Annotated in this window: 17 protein-coding genes and 1 pseudogene; 11 read left to right on the plus strand and 7 right to left on the minus strand. The window is 49.2% G+C overall.

All coding sequences use genetic code 11. From position 1 onward, the window contains the following. Nucleotides 1–5: 5 nt before the first annotated feature. Nucleotides 6–1055: an RHS repeat domain-containing protein gene (locus EL143_RS10370; RefSeq protein ID WP_085417590.1), complete on the plus strand. Its 1050-nt coding sequence runs from the start codon at nt 6–8 to the stop codon at nt 1053–1055. Nucleotides 1056–1126: 71 nt separating this feature from the next. After that, nucleotides 1127–2104, plus strand: a pseudogene (locus EL143_RS10375) (IS30 family transposase). A 67-nt stretch (nt 2105–2171) separates the two neighbouring features. Here EL143_RS10375 and rfbD read toward each other — a convergent pair. Further along, nucleotides 2172–3050 (minus strand): dTDP-4-dehydrorhamnose reductase, encoded by an 879-nt coding sequence (gene rfbD / locus EL143_RS10380; protein ID WP_085416995.1) that lies wholly within the window; start codon nt 3048–3050, stop codon nt 2172–2174. A gap of 148 nt (nt 3051–3198) precedes the next feature. On the opposite strand from rfbD, the gene EL143_RS10385 reads away from it, so the two are divergent. From EL143_RS10385 to EL143_RS10415, 7 genes are all read left to right on the plus strand, one after another. Beyond that, nucleotides 3199–3531 (plus strand): YnfA family protein, encoded by a 333-nt coding sequence (locus EL143_RS10385; protein ID WP_197719595.1) that lies wholly within the window; start codon nt 3199–3201, stop codon nt 3529–3531. 231 nt (nt 3532–3762) lie between these two features. After that, nucleotides 3763–5088, plus strand: coding sequence for a DUF445 domain-containing protein (locus EL143_RS10390; RefSeq protein WP_372338552.1), 1326 nt, complete (start codon nt 3763–3765; stop codon nt 5086–5088). Nucleotides 5089–5463: 375 nt separating this feature from the next. Continuing rightward, nucleotides 5464–6120 carry an ATP phosphoribosyltransferase gene (gene hisG, locus EL143_RS10395; RefSeq protein WP_085416996.1) on the plus strand — a complete coding sequence of 219 codons (657 nt, stop codon included), beginning with the start codon at nt 5464–5466 and terminating at the stop codon, nt 6118–6120. Nucleotides 6121–6172: 52 nt separating this feature from the next. Further along, nucleotides 6173–6904 carry a hypothetical protein gene (locus EL143_RS10400; protein ID WP_085416997.1) on the plus strand — a complete coding sequence of 244 codons (732 nt, stop codon included), beginning with the start codon at nt 6173–6175 and terminating at the stop codon, nt 6902–6904. An 83-nt stretch (nt 6905–6987) separates the two neighbouring features. Beyond that, nucleotides 6988–8280, plus strand: coding sequence for a histidinol dehydrogenase (hisD, locus tag EL143_RS10405; RefSeq protein WP_085416998.1), 1293 nt, complete (start codon nt 6988–6990; stop codon nt 8278–8280). 242 nt (nt 8281–8522) lie between these two features. Continuing rightward, on the plus strand, nt 8523–9311 hold the full coding sequence (locus EL143_RS10410; protein ID WP_085416999.1) for a hypothetical protein: 789 nt from the start codon (nt 8523–8525) through the stop codon (nt 9309–9311). A 51-nt stretch (nt 9312–9362) separates the two neighbouring features. Then, the gene (locus EL143_RS10415; RefSeq protein ID WP_085417000.1) at nt 9363–11288 is read left to right on the plus strand and encodes a prolipoprotein diacylglyceryl transferase family protein; all 1926 of its coding nucleotides are present in this window, start codon (nt 9363–9365) and stop codon (nt 11286–11288) included. A 27-nt stretch (nt 11289–11315) separates the two neighbouring features. On the opposite strand, the gene EL143_RS10420 is transcribed toward EL143_RS10415, so the two are convergent. From EL143_RS10420 to rpsT, 5 genes are all read right to left on the minus strand, one after another. After that, entirely contained in the window at nt 11316–13103 is a 1788-nt protein-coding gene (locus tag EL143_RS10420; RefSeq protein WP_085417001.1) for a Na/Pi cotransporter family protein, read from the minus strand. Between the two features lie 295 nt (nt 13104–13398). Beyond that, nucleotides 13399–15207 carry an aspartate--tRNA ligase gene (gene aspS / locus EL143_RS10425; RefSeq protein ID WP_085417002.1) on the minus strand — a complete coding sequence of 603 codons (1809 nt, stop codon included), beginning with the start codon at nt 15205–15207 and terminating at the stop codon, nt 13399–13401. A 238-nt stretch (nt 15208–15445) separates the two neighbouring features. Next, nucleotides 15446–16132: a DUF502 domain-containing protein gene (locus EL143_RS10430; RefSeq protein ID WP_085417003.1), complete on the minus strand. Its 687-nt coding sequence runs from the start codon at nt 16130–16132 to the stop codon at nt 15446–15448. 80 nt (nt 16133–16212) lie between these two features. Beyond that, complete coding sequence (locus EL143_RS10435; RefSeq protein WP_085417004.1) at nt 16213–17343, minus strand: phospholipase A; 1131 nt, start codon at nt 17341–17343, stop codon at nt 16213–16215. Between the two features lie 161 nt (nt 17344–17504). Beyond that, a complete protein-coding gene (gene rpsT, locus EL143_RS10440) occupies nt 17505–17768 on the minus strand; it encodes a 30S ribosomal protein S20 (protein WP_085417005.1) in 264 nt (87 codons plus the stop codon). Between the two features lie 219 nt (nt 17769–17987). Here rpsT and EL143_RS10445 point away from each other — a divergent pair, with 219 nt between their 5' ends. Beyond that, complete coding sequence (locus EL143_RS10445; RefSeq protein WP_085417006.1) at nt 17988–18458, plus strand: YchJ family protein; 471 nt, start codon at nt 17988–17990, stop codon at nt 18456–18458. Nucleotides 18459–18556: 98 nt separating this feature from the next. Here EL143_RS10445 and EL143_RS10450 read toward each other — a convergent pair whose 3' ends face one another. After that, entirely contained in the window at nt 18557–20080 is a 1524-nt protein-coding gene (locus EL143_RS10450) for an acetyl-CoA hydrolase/transferase family protein (RefSeq protein WP_085417007.1), read from the minus strand. A 259-nt stretch (nt 20081–20339) separates the two neighbouring features. On the opposite strand from EL143_RS10450, the gene mnmC reads away from it, so the two are divergent. After that, nucleotides 20340–21905, plus strand: a complete 1566-nt coding sequence (gene mnmC, locus EL143_RS10455) for an FAD-dependent 5-carboxymethylaminomethyl-2-thiouridine(34) oxidoreductase MnmC (RefSeq protein WP_085417008.1) — start codon at nt 20340–20342, stop codon at nt 21903–21905. Nucleotides 21906–21973: the final 68 nt, after the last annotated feature.

The following is a 21973-nucleotide window of genomic DNA, read 5'->3' on the forward strand; positions in this document are numbered from 1 at the left end:
TCAAAGTGGCCGGCAACCGCCTGACCGACTACAACGGCATCCGCTACGTTTATGATCCGCTGGGCAATCTGAGCGAACGCCACAACGACGCAACGGGCGAAAGCCAGTATTACCGCTACGATGCCGACAACCAACTGACCGAAGCGCGTATCGAACAAGAGGGAAGGCCGTCTGAACACTGGCACTACCGCTACGATGCCTTAGGCAGAAGGGTGAGCAAACAGAACGCCCGCAACCAAACGGAAACCCGTTTCCTATGGGAAGGCAGCCGCCTGCTACAGGAATACGGCGATAAAGCGACTTATACTTACGTTTATACCGAACAGGGAAGCTACGAACCGTTGGCACAAATCGTTCAGACGGCCAACCGGGACGGCAGCAAAGCCGACAGACAGATTCTGTACTACCACAACGACCAAATCGGCATTCCGCGCGAGATGACGGACGCGGAGGGCGATATTGTTTGGCGCGGAGAATACAGCGGTTGGGGCAAACTGAATAATGCAGAGAATGCGAACCTGAAAGAAGGCGTGCATCAGCCGTTCAGGTTGCAAAACCAGTATGCGGATAAAGAGACGGGGCTGCATTACAACTTCTTCCGTTATTATGATCCGCACTGTGGGCGGTTTACGCAGCAGGATCCGATTGGGTTGATGGGTGGGGAAAACTTATATCATTTTGCGCCAAATGCCCAGCGTTGGGCTGATATATTAGGATTAAGTCCGTTTGATGATAGACCTGATGAAGGTTTATTTGGAGGCTGCAAAACTGCAAGTTGTACAAAAGCGGAAGTGATCAATCAAGTTATTTCTGACCGCTGGAATAGCGGGGCTATGAAAACTGATGTAATAAATGGCATCATTAATAACACAACTGGCAATATGTCAAACACAGCAGCAATCGCTACTCCAGTCTTAACAACAAAAGCTCGACCAAATGCTATTGCAGGTCTTGCTGGTACTGGAGTAAATGTATTAATCGGAGCAACAGATCCAGGCGTAGCTCAAGGAGCACATGTTTTAATTCAATTGAGGCCTGAGCGGATTCAAATTTGAAGTGCAACTTTCCATAACAGAAAAAGGCCAGTATGCGGTAGCATACGGCCTTTCCTGCAAGAAAGATTGCCATGAGCTACACACAACTGACCCAAGACGAACGATACCACATCCAATACCTATCCCGCCACCACACCGTCACCTAAATCGCCAAATGGCTTAACCGCCATAAAAGCACCATCAGCCGCGAAATCAAACGGCACTGCCCACAAGGGCAGCAATACAGTGCCGAAAAAGCCCAACAGCAAAGCCGGCTTACCAAGCAGCGCAAAAGAAAGCCCTATAAGCTCCATTCCCGGCTGATTCAACACATCGACACCCTCATCCGCCGCAAACTCAGCCCCGAGCAAGTGTGCGCCTATTTGCACAAACACCACCAAATCACACTCCACCACAGCACCATTTACCGCTATCTGCGTCAAGACAAAAGCAACGGCGGCACTTTGCGGCAGCATCTCGGAATAGCCGGCAAATCCTACCGTAAACGCTACGGCAGTACATGGAGCAGAGGCAAAGTACCCGACCGCGTCGGCATTGAAAACCGACCCGCCATCGTCGACCAAAAATCCCGCATCGGCGACTGGGAAGCCGACACCGTCGTAGGCAAAGATCAGAAAAGCGCATTACAGACCTTGGTCGAGCGGGTTACCCGCTACACCATCATCTGCAAGTTGAAGAACTTCAAAGCCAAAGACACTGCCAACGCCGTCATCAAGGTATTGAAGGCGCATAAAGCCAGAGTCCATACCATTACCATGGATAACGGCAAAGAATTCTACCGACACATCCGAATAGCCCAAGCATTGGAGGCAGAAACCTATTTTTGCCGCCCCTACCGTTCTTGGGAGAAAGGGCTGAATGAAAATACTAACGGACTCATCCGCCAATATTTCCCCAAACAAACCGATTTCCGCAACATCAGCCATCGGGAGATACGCAGGGTTCAGGATGAACTGAACCATAGGCCAAGAAAAACACTTGGCTATGAAACGCCAAGTGTTTTATTCTTGAATCTGTTCCAACCTCTACTGCCTGAGTGTTGCACTTGAAATTCGAATCTAAGCCTGTCTGAAAAGTTTCAGACAGGCATTGTTTGCATGATGAAACAGGCAGCGTTTACGAAGCTTGTTGTTCAGCCAGCAACACGGGCACGATTTTGTTTAAAGCGGCCTGCCAGTCGGACATGTTTAAACCCAGCGATTTGATTTTGTCACAGTTCATTACGCTGTAAGGCGGGCGGGCGGCCGGTGTGGGGTATTCGCTGGTGGTGATGCCGTTGGTGATGGGTACGCGGAAATCGCGGCCGCTTTGTGAAGCGGTTTGGAACGTGGCACGGGCGAAGTCGCACCAGCTCACGGATTTGTCGCCGCAATAGTGGTAGAGCCCGATGGGGAAGTTTTGCAGCTTCAGGGCATCGATGATGGCTTGTGCCAAGTCGCCGGCGTAGGTGGGGTTGCCGATTTGGTCGTCGACCACGCCTAAGGTGTCGCGGTCTTTGGCAAGGCGCAGCATGGTTTTGACAAAATTGTTGCCGTATTCGGAAAATACCCATGCCGTGCGGATAACCATGCTGTTGGGGTTGGCAGAGAGGGCAAGCAGCTCGCCGGCAAGTTTCGATTTGCCGTAAATGCCGACGGGGTCGGGCGAGTCGGTTTCAGTATAGGGGCTTTTGGCGTTGCCGGGGAAAACGTAATCGGTGGATACGTGCACGAATTTTGCGCCCACGGCTTGTGCGGCGGCGGCCAGGTTATAGGTGCCGGTGGCGTTGATGGCGAAGGCTTTGTCGCGTTCGCTTTCGGCTTTGTCCACGGCGGTGTAGGCGGCTGCGTTGACTACGGCATCGGGTTGGAAATTCTTTACCATATTCATCACGCTTGCGGCATCGGTAATGTCGAGGGTTTGGGAATCGGTGGCGATCAGTTCCCAGTCTTCCGGAAGGCGGTCTTTAAAGCAGCGGCCGAGCTGGCCTTTGGCTCCGGCGAGCAGAATTCTCATTTGTTGTATCCTTTTTTTGCGTGTAATCGTTAGTAATTTGGGCGACTATTGTAAAGCCTATTGGCAGAATAATACAGTAGCAGTTTGGTTTTGTGTTATCAGGCGGGATAAAATAGTTTTGATAAATGCCTGTCTGAAAAGGATATAGATGGATAACGTGAAAATGCTGGTGCTGTTCGGTATCACGGCGGTCATGGAAATTTTGGGCTGTTGGCTGCCTTATGTGTGGCTGCGGCAGAATGGGCCGCCGTGGCTTTTGCTGCCTGCGGCGGTTTGTTTGGCGGTGTTCGCTTGGTTGTTGACGCTGCACCCTGAGGCAAGCGGGCGGATTTATGCGGCTTACGGAGGTGTGTATGTGAGTGTGGCTTTGCTGTGGCTTTGGCTGGTTGACGGCATCCGTCCGCAGCCCAGCGACTGGTTGGGGGTGATTTTGTGTTTGAGCGGGATGTTGGTGATTATGCTCGGTTCCGACAAAGCTTGATTTTGCTTAATTTTTAGGCAGAATTGAAATTGTGAGATGTTTCAAATGTTAAAGCGGCTTATCCACATATTGTGCACATGGCTGCCAACATTTACTGTATATAGCCTGAATGCCTGTCTGAAAAAGCGGCATAAAAGTTATCTTAAAGCATATCAAGGGCTTGAACTCGTTTGATTTGCGGCTATGTTAATCATTGACTAAGAATATATGAATCACTAGGAAGGAGCTGCCATGCAAAACGTGCCGACTTTATCTGCCGAAGTGCGCACAGCCAATGCGCGCGCGCGTTTGCGTAAAAGCCGTATGTTTGCAACGGGTCTGCTGGTGTTCGCGTGTGTGCTGTTTGTGGTTGCCACGCTCTATATGGGGCACTATCCCGCATTGGGCTATTTAAAAGCGTTTGCCGAAGCGGCGATGGTGGGCGCGCTGGCCGACTGGTTTGCGGTAACGGCTTTGTTCCGCCATCCGCTCGGGCTTCCTATTCCGCACACGGCTATTCTGCCGAAAAACCAGCACCGTATTGCGGAAGAGCTGGGGCGGTTTATCGAACACAATTTTTTGCAGGATAAGCCGATTGCTTTAAGGGTTTATCAGGCCGAGCCGAGTGAAAAGCTGCTTTATTGGTTGAGCAAAAACAGAAAGCAATGGCTGCCCAATCTGGCTGCGCAAGTGCCGGCCTTGCTGAAAACGGCCAAGCCGGAGCAGGTCGCGCGCTTCGGCAGCCAGATGCTGATGCAGCAATACAGCGGCGACAAAATCGGCAAAACGCTCGCCGATATATTGGTTTCCATCAAAAGGCAGGGCTTGGACGATGTGTTGCTTTGCGCTTTGATGAAGCAGATCAGGCGCTGGTTGAAGCATCCCGAAACGCGCGCGATGCTGGAGCAGAGTTTGAACGAATGGGCAGTCAAAATCGAACGCGATGCGCCGAGCACATGGGACAAAATCAAAGCTTCGCTCAAAGGCACGCTGCTGGAAAAAGTGGACGGCTGGGTTTCGGAAAAAGCGTTGGACTGGGCAGACGGTTATCTGGCCGCAGCATTGGCCGACCCGCAGCACAGGCTGCGTCATTCCGCTTCGGAACAGATAGACCGGATTGCCCGCGCTCTGAGACATTCACGCCTGTGGCATAAGCGCTTGGAAGCCACAAAACGGGAGCTGGCGGCATCTCCCGCCTTGCAGGAAGCGGTAACAAGCTTGTGGCAGGGTTTGCAGCAATGGTCGCAAAGCGATGTGAAAAAAGCTGATTCGCTGGTGCAGGCGCAAATGGAAAAGCTGCTGGAGCATATGCTGCGGCAGGCGGCTGAATATCCGCAATTTATGCGGCGGATGGATGTGCGCATTTCGCTTATGGTGCGCGACTTTGTGCATAACTATAAAGACCGTGCCGCGGCTTTTGTAACCGAAAAGGTGAAGAGCTGGGACAGCGTGCAAATGGTGGAAAAGCTGGAATTGAGCGTGGGCAAGGATTTGCAGTTTATCCGCATCAACGGCACCTTGGTCGGCGGCCTGGTAGGGCTGGTGATTTATTGTGTGTCGGAATGGGTTTTGAAATAGAAAATAGAGTGGAATAACGAAGGAAAAATATCAATTATCCATTAATATTACAAGATTAATTTTATTGCTACTTTCGCTGCTTTTAATAAAACTGCCTCTTTTAAGCCGGAACACAGCAACTCCATAGCAAAGATTACGTTTCTTTGCTATATTAAAAACATTTGGAATCAGGTTAAAAGCGTTCTGGAAAAACACAACGGAATTGCCCCTTGCTTCCCGCTAAAGATGTAGATTTCATTTTAATTTTTAGCACACAGGCAAAACCGTTAAAACTCTGCATTTTTTAAGGTGTGGTTTAAAGCTCAATATAAAGCAACCTATTATTTATTTTAAGATTTTTTCAGACAGGCATCGACTATTTTCACGAAAGACAATATGCAAGACAACAGCTTAACCATCGCCCTATCAAAAGGCAGAATCTTTGAGGAAACCCTGCCCCTTTTAGCAGCGGCGGGCATTGTTCCGGCCGAGGCGCCCGAACAATCCAGAAAGCTCATCATAGAAACCAACCATCCCGAAATCCGCCTGGTTATTGTAAGGGCAAGCGATGTGCCGACTTATGTGCAATACGGAGCGGCGGATTTTGGCATTGCCGGCAAAGACGTGTTGATAGAGCACGGCGGCGAAGGCCTTTACCAGCCGCTGGATCTGCAAATCGCCAAATGCCGCATGATGGTTGCGGTGCCCAAAGGCTTCGATTACGCGGCCGCATCAAAGCCGGGCTGCCGCTTGCGCGTTGCCACCAAATACCCCGATATTGCCGCGGAGCATTTTGCAGCAAAAGGGGTTCATGTAGATATTATTAAATTATACGGCTCAATGGAGCTTGCACCTCTTGTCGGCCTGAGCGATGCCATTGTGGATTTGGTTTCAACCGGCGGTACCTTAAAAGCAAACAATCTGGAAGCAGTAGAACATATCGTGGATATTTCCAGCCGGCTGGTTGTCAACAAGGCTGCGCTGAAAACCAAATACGAATTAATCGAACCGATCATAGAAGCTTTTGCAGGAGTAGTGGCAAACGGCAAATAAGCTTTAAATTCAAACTGCATTACTATAAAACATAAGGCAAAGGAGATTTGGGATGAGCTATTTAATTGTCGATTTAAGCAAGTTGTCATTAAAAGGATGCAAAACCCGCATAAAAAAACAGGAAGGCAAAGTATTTCTTTTTGCCAAAAGCAAGAAGAAGCTGAAAAAAGCCAAGCGCTTTTCGGAAAAACACAAAAGCATTGACGTTATCCGCCTGCCTGAAAAAAAAGCTTCGGCGGCAATTGCAAAACATATCCGCAGCTTATTAAAAAATAACCCGCGCGCTAAAATTCTTGTGGTTTCACCGAGGAAAAAGCTGAAAAAACGCTGTAAAAAGCTGCAAAAGCTTTATTCGAAAGCGTGCATCCGCATACAGAAAAAATGCTGTCTCTCAATGAAAGACAAATTAAAAAACGATAAAAAAGCCGATAAAGATCAAAAAAATCAACTTAAACAACCTTTGTTTAAAGAATGTGAAACAGAAAAAGCGTCTAAAAACCTGCCAAAAGTTTCCGTAGAGCTGGAAGCCGAAAAGGTTTTAAAAGCAGTAGAGCATGTTTTGGATGACAGTTCTGCCGCTGAAATAAAACATGCAGAGTCCGAGCAGTTACAAGACGCCGAATTGGCCATCAAGAAAAACCAACCTAAAAAGAAACATGATTTACTGCTCTATTTGATTCAGAGCGTCAATGTAAACGAAGAAGCAGCAGCCGATTTAATTGACCAGCTGCAAAATACCGGCAAAATAACCATCGACGTAACGGAAAGCGTTAAATATTTATAAGCACCTGCTTAACGGCTTTAGACAGGCCTATGCCTGTCTGAAAACATTCAATCCATTATTATCCATCTAAGATGAAATAGATCATGAAGTTTCTCAGCACCCAATCCCCCAACTTCCAAACCGAGCTGAAAGCGTTGCTGGCTTTTGAAACCGCGCAAGACCCGAAAATCGATCAAATTGTTGCCGACATCTGTGCCGACGTACAAAAGCGCGGCGATGCGGCGCTAATCGAATACACCAACCGTTTCGACGGAATGAATGCACAAACTATGGCCGATTTAACGCTGAGCCAAGCCGACTTGCAGGCTGCTTTCGAACGTATTGCCCCCGAAGTTCAGACGGCCTTGAAAACCGCCGCCGCCCGCGTGGAAAGCTACCATCAACGCCAAAAAATGGCATCGTGGAGCTATACCGACGAAGACGGCACGCTGCTCGGCCAGCAGATTACCCCGCTCGACCGTGTGGGCATTTATGTTCCCGGCGGCAAAGCGGCTTATCCCAGCTCGGTGATTATGAACGCCATGCCCGCGCATGTGGCGGGCGTGCCCGAAATCATCATGGTAGTGCCCACGCCCCAAGGCGAGCGCAACGATATTGTGTTGGCGGCGGCATTTGTGGCCGGCGTAACCAAAGTGTTTACCGTCGGCGGTGCGCAGGCGGTGGCGGCTTTGGCTTACGGCACCGAAACCGTGCCGCAGGTCGATAAAATCACCGGCCCCGGCAATGCGTTTGTGGCCGCCGCCAAACGCCGCGTGTTCGGCGTGGTAGGCATTGATATGGTGGCGGGGCCGTCTGAAATTCTGGTGATTGCCGACGGCACCACGCCTGCCGATTGGGTGGCGATGGATTTGTTCAGCCAAGCCGAACACGACGAAATCGCCCAAGCCATTCTGATTGCCACCTCGCAGCAATATTTGGACGACGTTCAAGCGGCCATGAACAGGTTGATCGAAGACATGCCCCGCCGTGCCATTATCGAGGCTTCTTTAAACAACCGCGGCGCGATGATTCTGGCCAAAGACCTCGATGACGCTTGCGAAACCGCCAACTATATTGCGCCGGAACACCTGGAATTGTCGGTAGAAAATCCGCAGGAATGGGCACCAAAAATCCGCCACGCCGGTGCGATTTTCATGGGCAAATACACCAGCGAGAGCTTGGGCGACTATTGCGCCGGCCCCAACCATGTGCTGCCCACCAGCCGCACGGCGCGCTTCTCTTCGCCGCTGGGCACTTACGATTTCCAAAAACGCAGCAGCCTGATTCAGGTTTCCGAACAAGGCGCGCAAAAGCTCGGTCGGATTGCCGATGTGTTGGCACAAGGCGAAATGCTTACCGCCCATGCCAAAGCGGCGGAATTCCGTTTGAAGAAATAGTCCGGCATACTGATTTATTGAAACAAACAGTGCCCTCTATAATACGGAACACGCCTGACCACACTCAAAATCCTTTAAATTTTTAAAGGGTTTTGGGTATTTTGAATAGAAACACCGTGTCAGCCAAACTTGCTTTTGCTGCATCGTCGCAGCAACCCTCAAAACTTTGTATCCAAAATAAATTTATCTGCTGCGACTTCAGTACTCCGATTTTCCACGTCCCTAATCTGTTAGGAATTTTCGTGTTTAAACTCTGCAAACATTATTTTGACGGCATCGACGAAAACGGCAATGCCCTGATTGCCTATGCAGCAGAATTATCATTATTAGGCATCCGCCTGCCTTATTCTTCCGTGATGTTGCACAACGCAGATAATGTATTGTATGAACATGCCTGTCTGAAAGCTGCCCAACTCGGCGAAAACCAACGCGCGTTTATGCAGCCGCAATTATCCGTATCGGCGCAATGGCAGGCTTTGAATGCGCCTCTCAATCCGGCCGATTTATTGAATGCCGCCGCTTTTACAGACACAAACAAAGATGTGCTGTGGCATTGCCACACGCCCAAAGCCCGATTTTCCTGCACATTAAACGGGCAATTTTTTCAGGGATTGGGCTACGCAGAAACCCTGACGCTCACTTTGGAACCGTGGCGGCTTCCTTTGGACGAATTATATTGGGGGCGTTTTCTTTCCCCGTCCCACACGCTGGTGTGGCTGGAATGGCGCGGTAAAAATCCCTTGAAACTGCTTTATCTGAATGGAAAGTGCTATCAAGACTTTGTATTGAACCGACACAAACTGCTGCTGCCTGAATGCGGTTTATGTTTGGATTTTGCCGAACCCGCTATCGTGAAAGATGAGCCTTTGCTGGCTCTGGCTCAGCGCTTTCCCATACTCAACAGGTTGTTCGGCAGAGATTTTTTAAAAACCCGGGAAACAAAATGGAAAAGCCGTGCCCGGCTTGTTATGTCTGACGCACCGCCGGAAACCGGCTGGGCGCTTTACGAAAAAGTATTGTGGCGTTCTTAAATACCGCAACCCTTAAGCCAGCAGCACAAATTATTTTATTTGAAGAAAAACATGCCTCTAATCTTACAGAAAATACTTTACGCCGCCGTGTTTTGTTTAATTTTGCCCGTATTGTTGTGGCAGTGGGCGGTATATGCCGATGATTTTGTGACCCTACCCTTACCTGAAGCACAATGGATGGGCGGCATTATTGCTTCAGCGGGGGTTTCTTTGACGCTATGGGCCATGCTCGGCCTGTGGCGTACAGGAAAAGGCTTGCCGATGAATGCCTTTCCGCCGGAAGAATATGTATTTTCAGGCGCATACCGCGTATGCCGCCATCCGATTTACGCAGGCGCCGTGATGTTGTGCTTGGGTTTGGCCTGGCTGAACGGATCTCCGGCTGGTTTTTGGCTGGTTACGCCTCTGTTCACGCTTATGATCATAACTTATGTGTATGGATTTGAACGTGAAATCATCGAGCAGCAATTCGGCGCAAAACCTTTATTGCACAAAACATGGCTCAGCTTACCTCCACCAAACCTACGAAAGCCAGGCCTGTCTGAAAAAATACGCGCAGCCTTGCTGGTATTCCTGCCGTGGCTGTTCGGGTATGAGCTATTTGTTTGGGCGGGTATGCCTTCGGATGTGTTGTACAGTAACACCGTCGTTGACGATTATGTGCCGCTGCTGCCCTTTACCGTATTGTTTTATTTGCTCTCTTATCCGCTCATAATTTCGGTACCGTTTATTATCGGCAGCAACCAACGCCTACGCGAATGGATGACGGATGCTTTTTGGGGCATGCTCTTGATTTTTTACAGCTATCTGGTTATCCCGGCTGCGGTAGCTTACCAATCGTTACCTGATTCCTTGTTCAACAATATCATCGAATGGGGGCGGCAACATGATTCACCCATGGCTTCGTTCCCGTCTTTCCATATATTTTGGGCACTCATTGCCATACATTATTTTAACGACGCCTCCAAGCAATACCGCCCTTACCTTAAAGCCGCCGGTTGGTTGGTTATTTTAAGCTGTCTCACGACCCATAATCACACGCTCGCAGATGCCGTGGCCGCTGTTTTGGTTTATTGGCTGGCTCGGTATAGAAAACCGATTTATATCAAAATGCTGTATGTGTGCGAACGGATTGCCAACTCATGGCATGAATGGCAGTTTGGCAAAGTGCGCCTGATTAACCACGGGTTTTATGCGGCGATAGGCGGTTTTTTCGGCTTTTTAATGATGGCCTATTTGTTGCCAAACGATTTATGGGCAGTTTATCTGATTGGTTTTTCGGGATTTATCGGAGCAGGATTATGGGCCCAATGGGTAGAAGGATCTGCCGCTTTATTGCGCCCGTTTGGCTACTATGGCAGCGTTATCGGCATTTTGGCTGCGGTGTTCGCAGCAGGGTTGTTCGGAGCAGATATTTGGTCATTATTGGCAGCGGCGGCTCTAGCCGCATGCCCTATTCAGTTTTTCGGCCGCTGCCGCTGCCTAGTTCAAGGCTGTTGCCACGGGAAACCGACTGATGCAGCGGCAGGCTTACGGTTTACCCATCCGAAATCGCGGGTAAACAAACTGGCCGGTTTGTGCGGGGAAAATCTCTATCCGACCCAGCTTTATTCAATGGCTGCCAACTTTTTCACTTTCTTTCTGCTGTGGCGGCTTTATACATTGGAAATGCCCGCATCATTCTTGACCGGTATCTATTTCATTCTCACCGGCATCTTCCGTTTTGTAGAAGAATCGCTCCGTGGAGAGCCGCAAACGCCTTATTTTATGGGTATGCGCGTTTACCAATGGCTGGCCATTGCCTCTGTTTTGCTCGGTATCATGATGACATGTATTTCCTCAACCTCTTTGGATGCAGGCAATTTGAGTATCGGATTATGCATTCAAGCCTTCTTATATGCCTTGTTGATTTGGTTTGTATACGGAGTCGATTTCCCGGAGAGCAACCGCAGATTTTCAAGGCTAACCCAAGACTAAGCCAAAGAGTAAAGGATCAAAATCAGATTATGCTGCTTTCGGCTCTTTATCGGCAGGATGATTCATCAAATCTGTTTCTTCCCGCAAAATATCCAAAAGACCCAAACCAATCCGCTTGGCATAATTAATATCGTTCATTAAAGAAGTGGTCTGCCAGCTGTCGATTTCCCCTGCACGCAGCTTTTCCAACACGCTGGTTCGGAAAGCGGTATCCAGCATTTCTACATGCTGCGCCAATAACGCAATATTGTCGGTGCGCTCGGGGGAGTTGGCTTCGAGCAAAGATGTTTGGTAGAAATACTTCAAAGTATCGAACAAATGTGCCCGTAAATCTAAATATTCTTGATAAACAGGAGATTGCGGCTGTTGCAAATAATGCTGCATATTTTTTTGAATATGTTTGCTGCCTTTCACAATCTCCACCATTTGCATGGCAACCATGTGCGCATTCATCAACAATATTTGTCTGTCATCACGTTCGTCAATATCGGTTTTGCTGGTAAATTCGACCAACTCACCATAAAGCGGCTTAATGCGGTCTTGATAAAGTGTTTGAACATCAACTTTTTGCACTTTTTCAGGCAGGCCTAATTCATTGGAAGATACGTTCTCGTAAAGCTCTTGCTCAGAAATAAACAGCGCCTGGCAAATCACTTCCAAACTCAAGGTGTTTAAATGCTCGATTTCTTTGCACACCGCACGCAAAGCCGTGTCTCCCGAACGCAGCATGTTTTCATTCAGATACAGGGCATGCCGTTTGTTTTCCCTTTTCGGCTCTTGTAAACCCGCTTGGGCGCTGTCGGGCAAACGGCGCAACAGCTCGTCTGCCAACTGATTTTGAAACTTCCAAAACACAATCAAACCCAACACATTGAATATCGTATGGAAAAATGCCAATTGAAGCAGATTGCTCATACCTAGCCAATTACCTGCCGCCTGAACGGCAGATGTAATCGGAATCCACAGCAATAAAGATAAAAACGCCGTCACAACGTTAAACAGCAAATGCGCCATCGCAAGCCGTTGGCCGCCGCGATCACTGCCCAGCATACCCACGAAAGCCGTAGAAACACTCGTTCCGACGTTCGAGCCTATCGCAATCGCAAAAGCCTGAGCCAAACTGATTTGCCCGCCGGCCAAAGCCGCAAGTGTAAGAATCAAGGTTGCATGTGTGGATTGCAACACAATAGTCAGCAACAAACCGATGAAGCTGAAAATAGCCACTTCGGCAGCCCCTTGAACTTGAACCGAAGCAAAATCAAACGTGCTGCCTACACTCTGAAAACCGTCTTTAATCGCATCAATGCCTAAAAATATAAGCGAAATGCCGACCAAAACTCTGCCAAACCCCTTCATTTTGCCTTTAAAAAATCCGGCTAAAATGCCGAATACCAACATAGGCACGGCAGCAGGACTTAAGCTGATGCTTTGTCCAGCCAAAGCCAACAACCAAATACCGCTGGTAGCCCCCAGATTCGTTCCTAAAATAACGGCGATGCCTCCGGCTAAAGTAATCAAACCCGCACTAAGAAACGCCATAGTAAGCAAAGAAACCAATGTGCTTGATTGCAAAACGAATGTTGCACCCATGCCGAACAGCATACTTCTCAAAGGCGTAGCCGTGCTTTTAGCCATCAGCCGCTCCAACATACCCCCTGCCGCGTTATGCAAACCTTCTTCGATACTTTGCATACCGAATAAAAACAAAGCCAATCCGTAACAGAGCTTCAACCACGCCGGGCTGTACCAGAAGCTGATGGCCAATACTATCGCTACTGCGATGATACTTATTATTTTTAAAGGATTTTTGCCCACAACTATTTCTTTCGCTTTTTCTTGAACACAGGAACAACTCTGTATCTGATTATTAATCTGCGCTTTTTATACTTACAATCAAGGCCGGAAGCCGCCACTAAACCACCAGTACTCTTTTTCAGACAGGCATATATAAAACATGCTTCAAACTCTCAAACACAACACGTTGAATTAATAAAAAATGATGCCTATCTGAAAAAATATTGCCATACCCGCCAGACCGATTTTACCGAAGAATTATAAAACAAAACGGCCTGAAACGATAAACGTTCAGGCCGCTGCTTTTTCAAGAAAATTATGCTTCTTTGGAATCGGTTGCTTTTTGACGCAAACGCAAATTCAATTCGCGCAGTTGTTTATCGTCAACCGCATTCGGCGCATTAGTCAACAAGCATTGGGCGCGCTGGGTTTTCGGGAAAGCAATCACGTCGCGAATAGATTCGGCGCCGGTCATCAAAGTGACCAAACGGTCTAAACCGAATGCCAAACCGCCGTGCGGCGGCGCACCGAATTTCAGGTTGTCCAGCAGGAAGCCGAATTTGTTTTGCTGCTCTTCCGGAGTGATTTTCAGGGCGGCGAACACTTTTTCCTGAATGTCGGCACGGTGGATACGGATAGAACCGCCGCCGATTTCCCAACCGTTCAGCACCATATCGTAAGCGCGCGCCAAGCAGTTTTCAGGATCGCTTTCCATCAAATCTTCATGGCCTTGTTTCGGCGAAGTAAACGGATGGTGCATGGCGGCATAGCGGTCGTTTTCTTCGTCGTATTCGAACATCGGGAAATCAACCACCCACAACGGTTTCCACTCGTCCACAAAGTAGCCGTTTTCCGCGCCGTGTTCGTGGCCGACTTTGATACGCAATGCGCCGATGGCTTCATTCACAATCTTGGCTTTGTCGGCACCGAAGAAAATGATGTCGCCGTTTTGCGCTTCGGTTTTGGCAATGATTTCTTTCAGGCAGTTTTCAGACAGGAATTTCACAATCGGAGATTGCAGGCCGCTGTCTTCGCCGTTGGTGATGTTGCTCACGTCGTTGACTTTGATGTAAGCCAAGCCTTTCGCGCCGTAGATGCCGACAAATTTGGTGTATTCGTCGATGTCTTTGCGGCTTAATTTCGCACCATTCGGCACGCGTAAAGCCACCACGCGGCCGCCTTTCATGTCGGCTGCGGCACGGAATACTTTGAATTCTTCGGTTTTCATCAAGTCGGTCAACTCGGTGAATTTGAGCGACACGCGCATATCGGGTTTGTCGGAACCGTAGTAGAACATGGCTTCGGAGAAAGGCATGCGTGGGAAGTCGCCTAATTCCACACCCAATGCGTCTTTAAACACCTGTTTGGCCATGCCTTCGGTGATGTCCATGATTTCGTTCTCGCTTAAGAACGAGGTTTCAATATCGATTTGGGTGAATTCGGGCTGGCGGTCGGCACGCAAATCTTCATCGCGGAAGCATTTGGTGATTTGGTAATAACGGTCGAAACCGGCCACCATCAGCAGTTGTTTGAACAACTGCGGAGATTGCGGCAAAGCGAAAAACTCGCCCGGATGCACGCGGCTGGGCACGAGGTAGTCGCGCGCGCCTTCGGGAGTGGAACGGGTCAGCATCGGCGTTTCGATATCGATAAAGCCTTGTGCATCCAAATAACGGCGCACACCCATAGCTACTTGGTAGCGCAGGCGCAGGTTGCGCTGCATTTGCGGACGGCGCAGGTCGATAACGCGGTTGGTCAGGCGCACGTTTTCGCTGATGTTTTCGTCGTCGATTTGGAACGGAGGTGTGGCGGCGGTGTTTAAAATCTCGATTTCTTTCGCCAAAATTTCAATCTTGCCGGAAATCATTTTATCGTTGGCCGTACCTTCAGGGCGGTTGCGTACTTTACCGGTAATGCTTAACACGTATTCGTTACGGGCTGAATCGGCGGTTTTGAAGGCTTCCGGCGTATCGGGGTCGATAACCACCTGCACGATGCCTTCGCGGTCGCGCAAGTCGATAAAAATCACACCGCCGTGGTCGCGGCGGCGATGCACCCAACCTTTCACGGTAACGGTTTGGTCTAAGTATTGTTCGCTGATTAAGCCACAATAATTGGTACGCATAAATTCACCTTGTTGATCTGTTTTGATTTAATTAATGATTCAAGCCGTCCGAATGGTTTTCAGACAGGCATAAATTACTCAAGTCTTGTTTTCAAATAATGCAACTGTTCAACGTTGGTTTTCCCATAGATATAGCTATCAACACCCCCTTTCGCATCAGGGTAAACTGGCGCTATAAAGGCCAAAGCAACTTAACTGAACAGTAAAATACGTTTCATCGGTTTTGCAAATTTATCTGCTATTCTGCTATCGGCTTTTTTTCGGGCAAATGTTTTACAACTGGTTCGTCAGGCATAACCATACCCAAAGAAATCACATATTTCAAAGCTTCATCTACACTCATGTCCAGCTCGCGTACATCACTTTTTTTCACCATAATGTAATAGCCGCCGGTGGGGTTTGGCGTGGTCGGCACATATACGGCAACATATTCTTCCCCTCCGTTTTCAGACAGGCCTTTTGCTACCGAAGGCGGAATGTTGCCCGACACAAACGCAATCGTCCATATATCGGGCTGCGGAAACGGCACCAACACCGGTGTTTTGAAAGAACGCCCATTATCTGAAAACAAAGATTCAGACACTTTTTTCACACTGGAATAAATTGATTTGACCACCGGAATGCGGCCAAGCAGAGCGTCCCATGCCTCCAGGATTTTTCTGCCCAACACATTGGCACCGAATACACCGGTAACAAAAAGCACCACAATAGCAACAATAACGCCCAAGCCCGGAATTTTAAAGCCTATATATTGTTCGGGGCGCCAATGCAAAGGTAAAAGGTTTACCAACCTATCGGAAGCGCCGACAATATAGGTAATTACCCAAACGGTAACCACAATCGGCAGCCACACCAAGACACCGGTAATCAGATATTTTTTCAATGCCTTACCGATTCCGCCGCTTTCCGGTTTTTTTTCCGCCATTATTTAATTTTTCCGTAAATATAACTGCCCAACAGCGTATTATACGCATTCGCGCTTAAAGAAACGAGATTGTTAAACAATCAAAAACCGTCCCAATCATTAAACATCACGCCTATGCCGATGCCGCTTTGTTTGTGATTATAATCAATCAGGCTCTCGCCATATCCGTGAAAGCCTCTTACATAAGCTTTCAGCTTTCCTTTTACCGGAAATGCATAGCCGGCTTCTACCGCACCTTTACCTGTTTTAGGGTTATAGCGCAAAGTGGTTCCTAAAGTTTGCTGGTCGTTAAAACGGTATTGGAGCTTCAAATCACCATAACCCATGTAATCCATAATGTCGGGATTATCATCTTTTTCGCCGCTCATATCGAAAGCACGCATCCATATCCTTGGAACAACGGTCAGATTGCCCCATTCCATCCCTGCCATACCATAAATGCGGTTCCACGAGCGTGATTCAGGGCGGCTTTGCCCGTTCGATTGGTGCGTAACCCCTGCACCTAATACGCGCAATTTCCCGCCAAACGGCAAATCGGCTTTTACCGGCTGCGTGATGAGCAGCTCAGGCATGTAATCACTGTTGCGGAAAGGTGCCGATTTCCTACCTTGACTCCACACCTGCCAGTCTGATTTTTGGGTATAGCCAAACCATACATCCGCACGGGTTTTAAACAAATCTTCCATAATCTTGGTTTTGAAAGAAATTTGCATTTTGGTTTCCATGCGTTTTTGCTCGGTGAACTTTTCCGCATTTGTTTCACCACGCGTAGAACTGTGCGGTTTGTAATTCGGGCTGCTGTTATACCATGCAGGCAAGATATACATAGGGTTATGTTCCCGCAAGGATAAAATGCCGCTTTCATTATTTTCATCTAAATCATAAAGCTGGCTGAGCGGCGTGTAGGCATCGGCAGCTTCAATCAAATCCGAAGAAGGCGCTTGTGTTGATGCATCGTCAAAAACCACAACCGTTTCTTTTTTATCGATACTGTTCTCAAACGATTTAACCAAATCCACTGATTTAGGTTGGCGTTTGGGCTCTTGAGGCAAATTTTGCGGTGGGAATTGGGCTGCATATACCTTGTCGAAACAAGCCAGGCGGGCGGCATTGTTTTTCACAAGTGTACACTGCAACGCGGGATCCGCGGCATGTGCTGCCAATGGCAATATGCCCATACAAACCAATACACTATACTTAAACCGATTCATAATGCAATTTTCAATAATTATATTTATTTCAAAGTGATAGCCTGTATTCTTTATACTTCGCCCATCCAACGCAGCTGAAGAAAAACGATGCCCCCAATATAAACCTACGGGCTATCTGGGGGCATGTTTACTGCGTTGAACCAGCTGGATGTCTGTTGAAATTAAGCCATTGCTTTAATTTTAGCAGACAGGCGGCTTTTGTGGCGTGCAGCTTTGTTTTTGTGGAACACGCCCTTATCGGCGATACGGTCAATAATTTTAACGCTTTCTTGGTAAACCGCTTGGGCAGCAGCTTTGTCACCTGCTTCAACAGCCTTCAATACTTTCTTAACCGCAGTGCGGAAAGCAGTACGCAGGCTGGCGTTATGTGCACGGTTTTTAACAGCTTGGCGAGCACGTTTGCGGGCTTGTGCGCTATTTGCCATATTTGATGTCTCCTGAAATAAATCTGAATTTTCGTAAACAAGTAATTTTAATTACTTAACTTGGCAAAAGCAAGTTTTTTCACAATAATTCGGTAAAACGGTCATTTGACAAGTGTAGCCGCAGCGAAAAAGCCGCATTTAATGCTTATGTAAATAATGCCTGTCTGAAAACTTTGAATACATCATTTCCGACCAATATCTTTAAAGATAAACCCTGTTATGAATACTTTCTGCCCCTGCCAATCCGGCCTGCCTTATGCAGACTGTTGTGCGCCTTTGCATCAGGGCAAGCGTAATGCAACGGATGCCGAAGCGCTGATGCGTTCGCGCTATGCGGCTTATGCTTTACAGCAAACCGACTATATCGTATCTACTACCGTGCCTGCGCAACAGGCATTATTAAACCGCCCGGCGATTGATGCATGGAGCCGCGGTGCAGAATGGTTGGAGTTAACTGTTTTAAGGCACCGCCCCCAAATAGGCAAACATCATGCCCAAGTAGAATTTAAAGCACGGTTTTGCGAGCAAGGCGAAATCCGTGTTCATCGGGAATTGTCTGCTTTTGTGAATATAAACGGCTCTTGGTATTTCATTGACCCTACTGTGCCGTTACCCGGCATGAAAACGCCTTGTTTCTGCGGCTCGGGGAAAAAATTCAAGCAGTGCTGCGGGCAGTTTTTTAGAGAATGAACATGCCTGTCTGAAAGATTTAGCGTAACATCTTTTCAGACAGGCATCAAAAAACCTCTGCTTTATCAGCAGAGGTTTTAATTTTGAGCAGATTTCGATTATTTGATACGCATGTCGCCTGTTTCAACAAAACGTTGATGCCATGACAGGGCTTCGTTCAGCAAATGCGGCGTGTGTAATCCGCCTGCTTTTTCCGCGCGATCGAAATAATCGCGGAGCATATCACGGTAATCAGGATGGGCGCAGTTTTCGATAATCAACTTGGCGCGTTGGCGGGGTGATTTGCCGCGCAGATCGGCCATACCTTGCTCGGTAACGATAAACATTACGTCGTGTTCTGTGTGGTCGTGGTGCGACACCATCGGCACGATGCAGGAAATCGCGCCGTCTTTCGCCACGGAAGGGCTCACGAAGAATGAATAGAATGCGTTGCGGGTAAAGTCGCCCGAACCGCCGATACCGTTCATCATTCTGGTGCCCATAACATGGGTTGAGTTTACATTACCGTAAATATCGGCCTCAATCATGGCGTTCATGCCGATTACGCCCAAGCGGCGGATAAGCTCGGGGTTGTTGGTGATTTCCATCGGACGCAAAACGATTTTGTCGCGCAGAAACTCGATATTGTCGTTAAAGCGTTGCAAAGCATCCGGGCTGAACGACAGTGCGGTTGCAGAAGCAGATTTCATTTTGCCGGCGATGATCAAGTCCAACATACCGTCTTGCAACACTTCGGTGTAGCCGGTCAAATCGTCAAACGGTGCATCCAGCAAACCGGCCAATACCGCGTTGGCTACGTTACCCACGCCGGATTGCAGCGGCAGCAGGTTGGCAGGCAAGCGACCTGCTTTTACTTCGTGCGAGAAGAAGTCGATAATTTGGGCGGCAATGCGTTTTGAATTTTCATCAGGATCGGCGAATTTGCTGTTGCGGTCGAAAGCATCGGTCAATACGATGGCGACGATTTTGTTCAGATCGCATTCCAAATAAGGTGTACCGATACGGTCGTCTGCCTTTACCAAAGGAATCGGTTGGCGGTTGGGCGGCGTGCCGATATCGAAATACACATCGTGCATGCTTTCCAACAGCGGGTTTTGCTTAGCGTTCACTTCGATGATAACGTGTTTGGCGGCTTTCAATACTTCATTACAGTGGCCGATACCCATTGCAGGAATGATTTTGCCGTCGGCGGTGATGCCGGTTGCTTCGATAATGGCAACCTGCATGTCGCCGTAGAAGCCTTGGCGGATCTGCTGCTCAACGTGCGACAAATGCATATCTTGATAAGCGGTGTTGCCGGCATTGATGCTTTTACGCAAAGCGGGGTCTGACTGGAAGGGGTTGCGGAAGCTGATACAGTTGGCTTCTGCCAATACGCCGTCACACTCCGGGGCAGTAGAAGCGCCTGTAATCATGCCGAATGCAAATTCCTCGCCACGCGCATGGGCCGCTTTCGCGCGCTCCGCGATGGCTGTAGGCACGGCTTTCGGGTAGCCTGCGCCGGTAAAGCCGCTGATGCCGACCACCATACCGTTTTTGATAAATTCGGCCGCTTGCTCGGCCGACATGATTTTGCTGCGCAGGCCTTCGTGTTGGATGCGTTCCGCTGCCTGGTTTGTCATAAATGTTCTCCTAATTTTGGTAAAGGATTTACCTTTTTGGATTTTCAGAAAAGCCCGGAATTATGAGTGAGTGTTATCCAAGCGATAATGTTTGTAGTCGGCCGTAGCCGATTTTCTGAAATATATAATAAACGCTGAAGAATGAAAATGCTTTTATGCATTTTATTGCGGTTTTCAGACAGGCGTTGCCGACATTTCCCCTTTATTTAAAAGCAGCATAACGATAATATGCTTTTTTACTGTGCCTGCCCGCCATACCATGCCTGCTGCTTTTAACTGTTTCCCCTCCCTCCTGCAACTGCTCATCGCCGCCGAATCGCACCGACATGTTGTTATCTGTCTGCCCGATTTGTCGCAGCCCGAGCTATGCCTGTCTGAAAACCCTCAGGAGGCCGAGCTTCGTCTCGCCCGGCTGTTACGGCAAAAACTTTCCTGCCTGCAATTTAGCGGGCCGAATGTTTTGCAAAACGTGTTGCCAAACAGCCACTTATGGCTGCTGCCGCCCGATATTGCGCCCCGTTTGAACGAATATTTCGACGAGCCTGTTGAATGGCAAACCGAAGCCGTGCCGCAACTGCCGGAAAAAACGCAAAAATCCTGGTTTATTCCGCCGCCTCCGCCCAAACCGGAACATGTGGCCGTGATTGGTGCAGGCATAGCCGGCGCAGCCACGGCACGGGCATTGGCTGAACGCGGCGTGAAAGTGAGCGTTTTGGAAGCGGAGAAACCGGCGCAGGCTGCGTCCGGCAACCGGCAAGGCTTGCTCTATGCCAAAATCTCGCCGCACAACACCGAACAAACCGAACTTCTGCTTTGCGGCTACGGCCATACCCGCCGCCTGCTCGAGCAGTTGTTGCCGGAAAAATGCAGCTGGGGCGGCAACGGCGTTTTGCATCTCAACCACAATCAAGCCGAAATTCAACGCAACACCTTGCTCGGGCAACACATCCATCATGCCCACCTCTACCGCGGTGTCAGCGCGGAAGAGGCCTCCTCGCTTGCCGGCATAGCTTTAACGGAGGGCGGTTTGTTTTGGCCGCAAGGCGTATGGCTCAATCCACCGGCCTTTGTCGACGCCCTGCTTACCCATCCCAATATCACCGTGTATTCCCATTGCCCATTGCAGAATGCGCACCACAACGGCAAACATTGGCAGCTTACCTCTCCCCACACCACCATCGAAGCCGACTGCATCATTTATTGCACCGGCGCATCGGGCAGCCGAATGCCGCCGTTGGATAGCCTGCCGCTCAGATTAATCCGCGGCCAAACCGCTTTGGCGCCGGCCACATGCCTGTCTGAAAACCTGCGCACGGCCCTTTCCGGTACCGGCTACATTGCACCCGCATGGCAAGGTGTCCACTGCTACGGCGCCACATTTATCCAGCACTGCAACTCAAGCAAATGGCGCGAAGCGGAAGAGCAGGCCAATCAAGCCATGCTTCGCGAACTGCATCCCCGGCTGTCCGACAGCCTGCTTTCAGACAGGCATTCCCTGCAAGGCCATGCCGCCGTGCGTTGCGACAGCAGCGACCATCTGCCGCTCGTCGGCGCGCTGGGCGACAGCGAAGCCATGCGCAAGGTGTATGCCAAGCTCGCACTCGACCGCAACTACCGCATCCACACACCCTGCCCCTATTTGCCCAATGTCTACGTCAATACCGCACACGGCACACGCGGTTTGGCCAGCGCACCCGTCTGCGCCGAAAGCCTCGCCGCAGAAATACTCGGCCTGCCCAACCCGCTCTCCCGCCGCATTCGCGAATCACTGCACCCCAACCGCTTCATCGTGCGCGCCATCGTGCGCAGCGGCAGCCAAAAATAAACCAGACAAATCAAACTTATTCAAACAATGCCTGTCTGAAAAACCTTTCAGACAGGCATTGAGTCTAT

Source organism: Neisseria canis, from assembly GCF_900636765.1.
GTDB classification, from domain to species: Bacteria; Pseudomonadota; Gammaproteobacteria; order Burkholderiales; family Neisseriaceae; genus Neisseria; species Neisseria canis.

What these genes read in the sequence shown, in the direction of transcription:
- EL143_RS10390 (WP_372338552.1), top strand. Translation starts at nt 3,763, where the DNA reads ATGCAAAACGTGCCGACTTTATCTGCCGAAGTGCGCACAGCCAATGCG.
- mnmC (WP_085417008.1), top strand. Translation starts at nt 20,340, where the DNA reads ATGCCTGCTGCTTTTAACTGTTTCCCCTCCCTCCTGCAACTGCTCATC.
- EL143_RS10385 (WP_197719595.1), top strand. Translation starts at nt 3,199, where the DNA reads ATGGATAACGTGAAAATGCTGGTGCTGTTCGGTATCACGGCGGTCATG.
- EL143_RS10400 (WP_085416997.1), top strand. Translation starts at nt 6,173, where the DNA reads ATGAGCTATTTAATTGTCGATTTAAGCAAGTTGTCATTAAAAGGATGC.
- aspS (WP_085417002.1), bottom strand. Translation starts at nt 15,207, where the DNA reads ATGCGTACCAATTATTGTGGCTTAATCAGCGAACAATACTTAGACCAA.
- rpsT (WP_085417005.1), bottom strand. Translation starts at nt 17,768, where the DNA reads ATGGCAAATAGCGCACAAGCCCGCAAACGTGCTCGCCAAGCTGTTAAA.
- EL143_RS10450 (WP_085417007.1), bottom strand. Translation starts at nt 20,080, where the DNA reads ATGACAAACCAGGCAGCGGAACGCATCCAACACGAAGGCCTGCGCAGC.
- hisD (WP_085416998.1), top strand. Translation starts at nt 6,988, where the DNA reads ATGAAGTTTCTCAGCACCCAATCCCCCAACTTCCAAACCGAGCTGAAA.
- rfbD (WP_085416995.1), bottom strand. Translation starts at nt 3,050, where the DNA reads ATGAGAATTCTGCTCGCCGGAGCCAAAGGCCAGCTCGGCCGCTGCTTT.
- EL143_RS10445 (WP_085417006.1), top strand. Translation starts at nt 17,988, where the DNA reads ATGAATACTTTCTGCCCCTGCCAATCCGGCCTGCCTTATGCAGACTGT.
- EL143_RS10435 (WP_085417004.1), bottom strand. Translation starts at nt 17,343, where the DNA reads ATGAATCGGTTTAAGTATAGTGTATTGGTTTGTATGGGCATATTGCCA.
- EL143_RS10430 (WP_085417003.1), bottom strand. Translation starts at nt 16,132, where the DNA reads ATGGCGGAAAAAAAACCGGAAAGCGGCGGAATCGGTAAGGCATTGAAA.
- EL143_RS10415 (WP_085417000.1), top strand. Translation starts at nt 9,363, where the DNA reads ATGCCTCTAATCTTACAGAAAATACTTTACGCCGCCGTGTTTTGTTTA.
- hisG (WP_085416996.1), top strand. Translation starts at nt 5,464, where the DNA reads ATGCAAGACAACAGCTTAACCATCGCCCTATCAAAAGGCAGAATCTTT.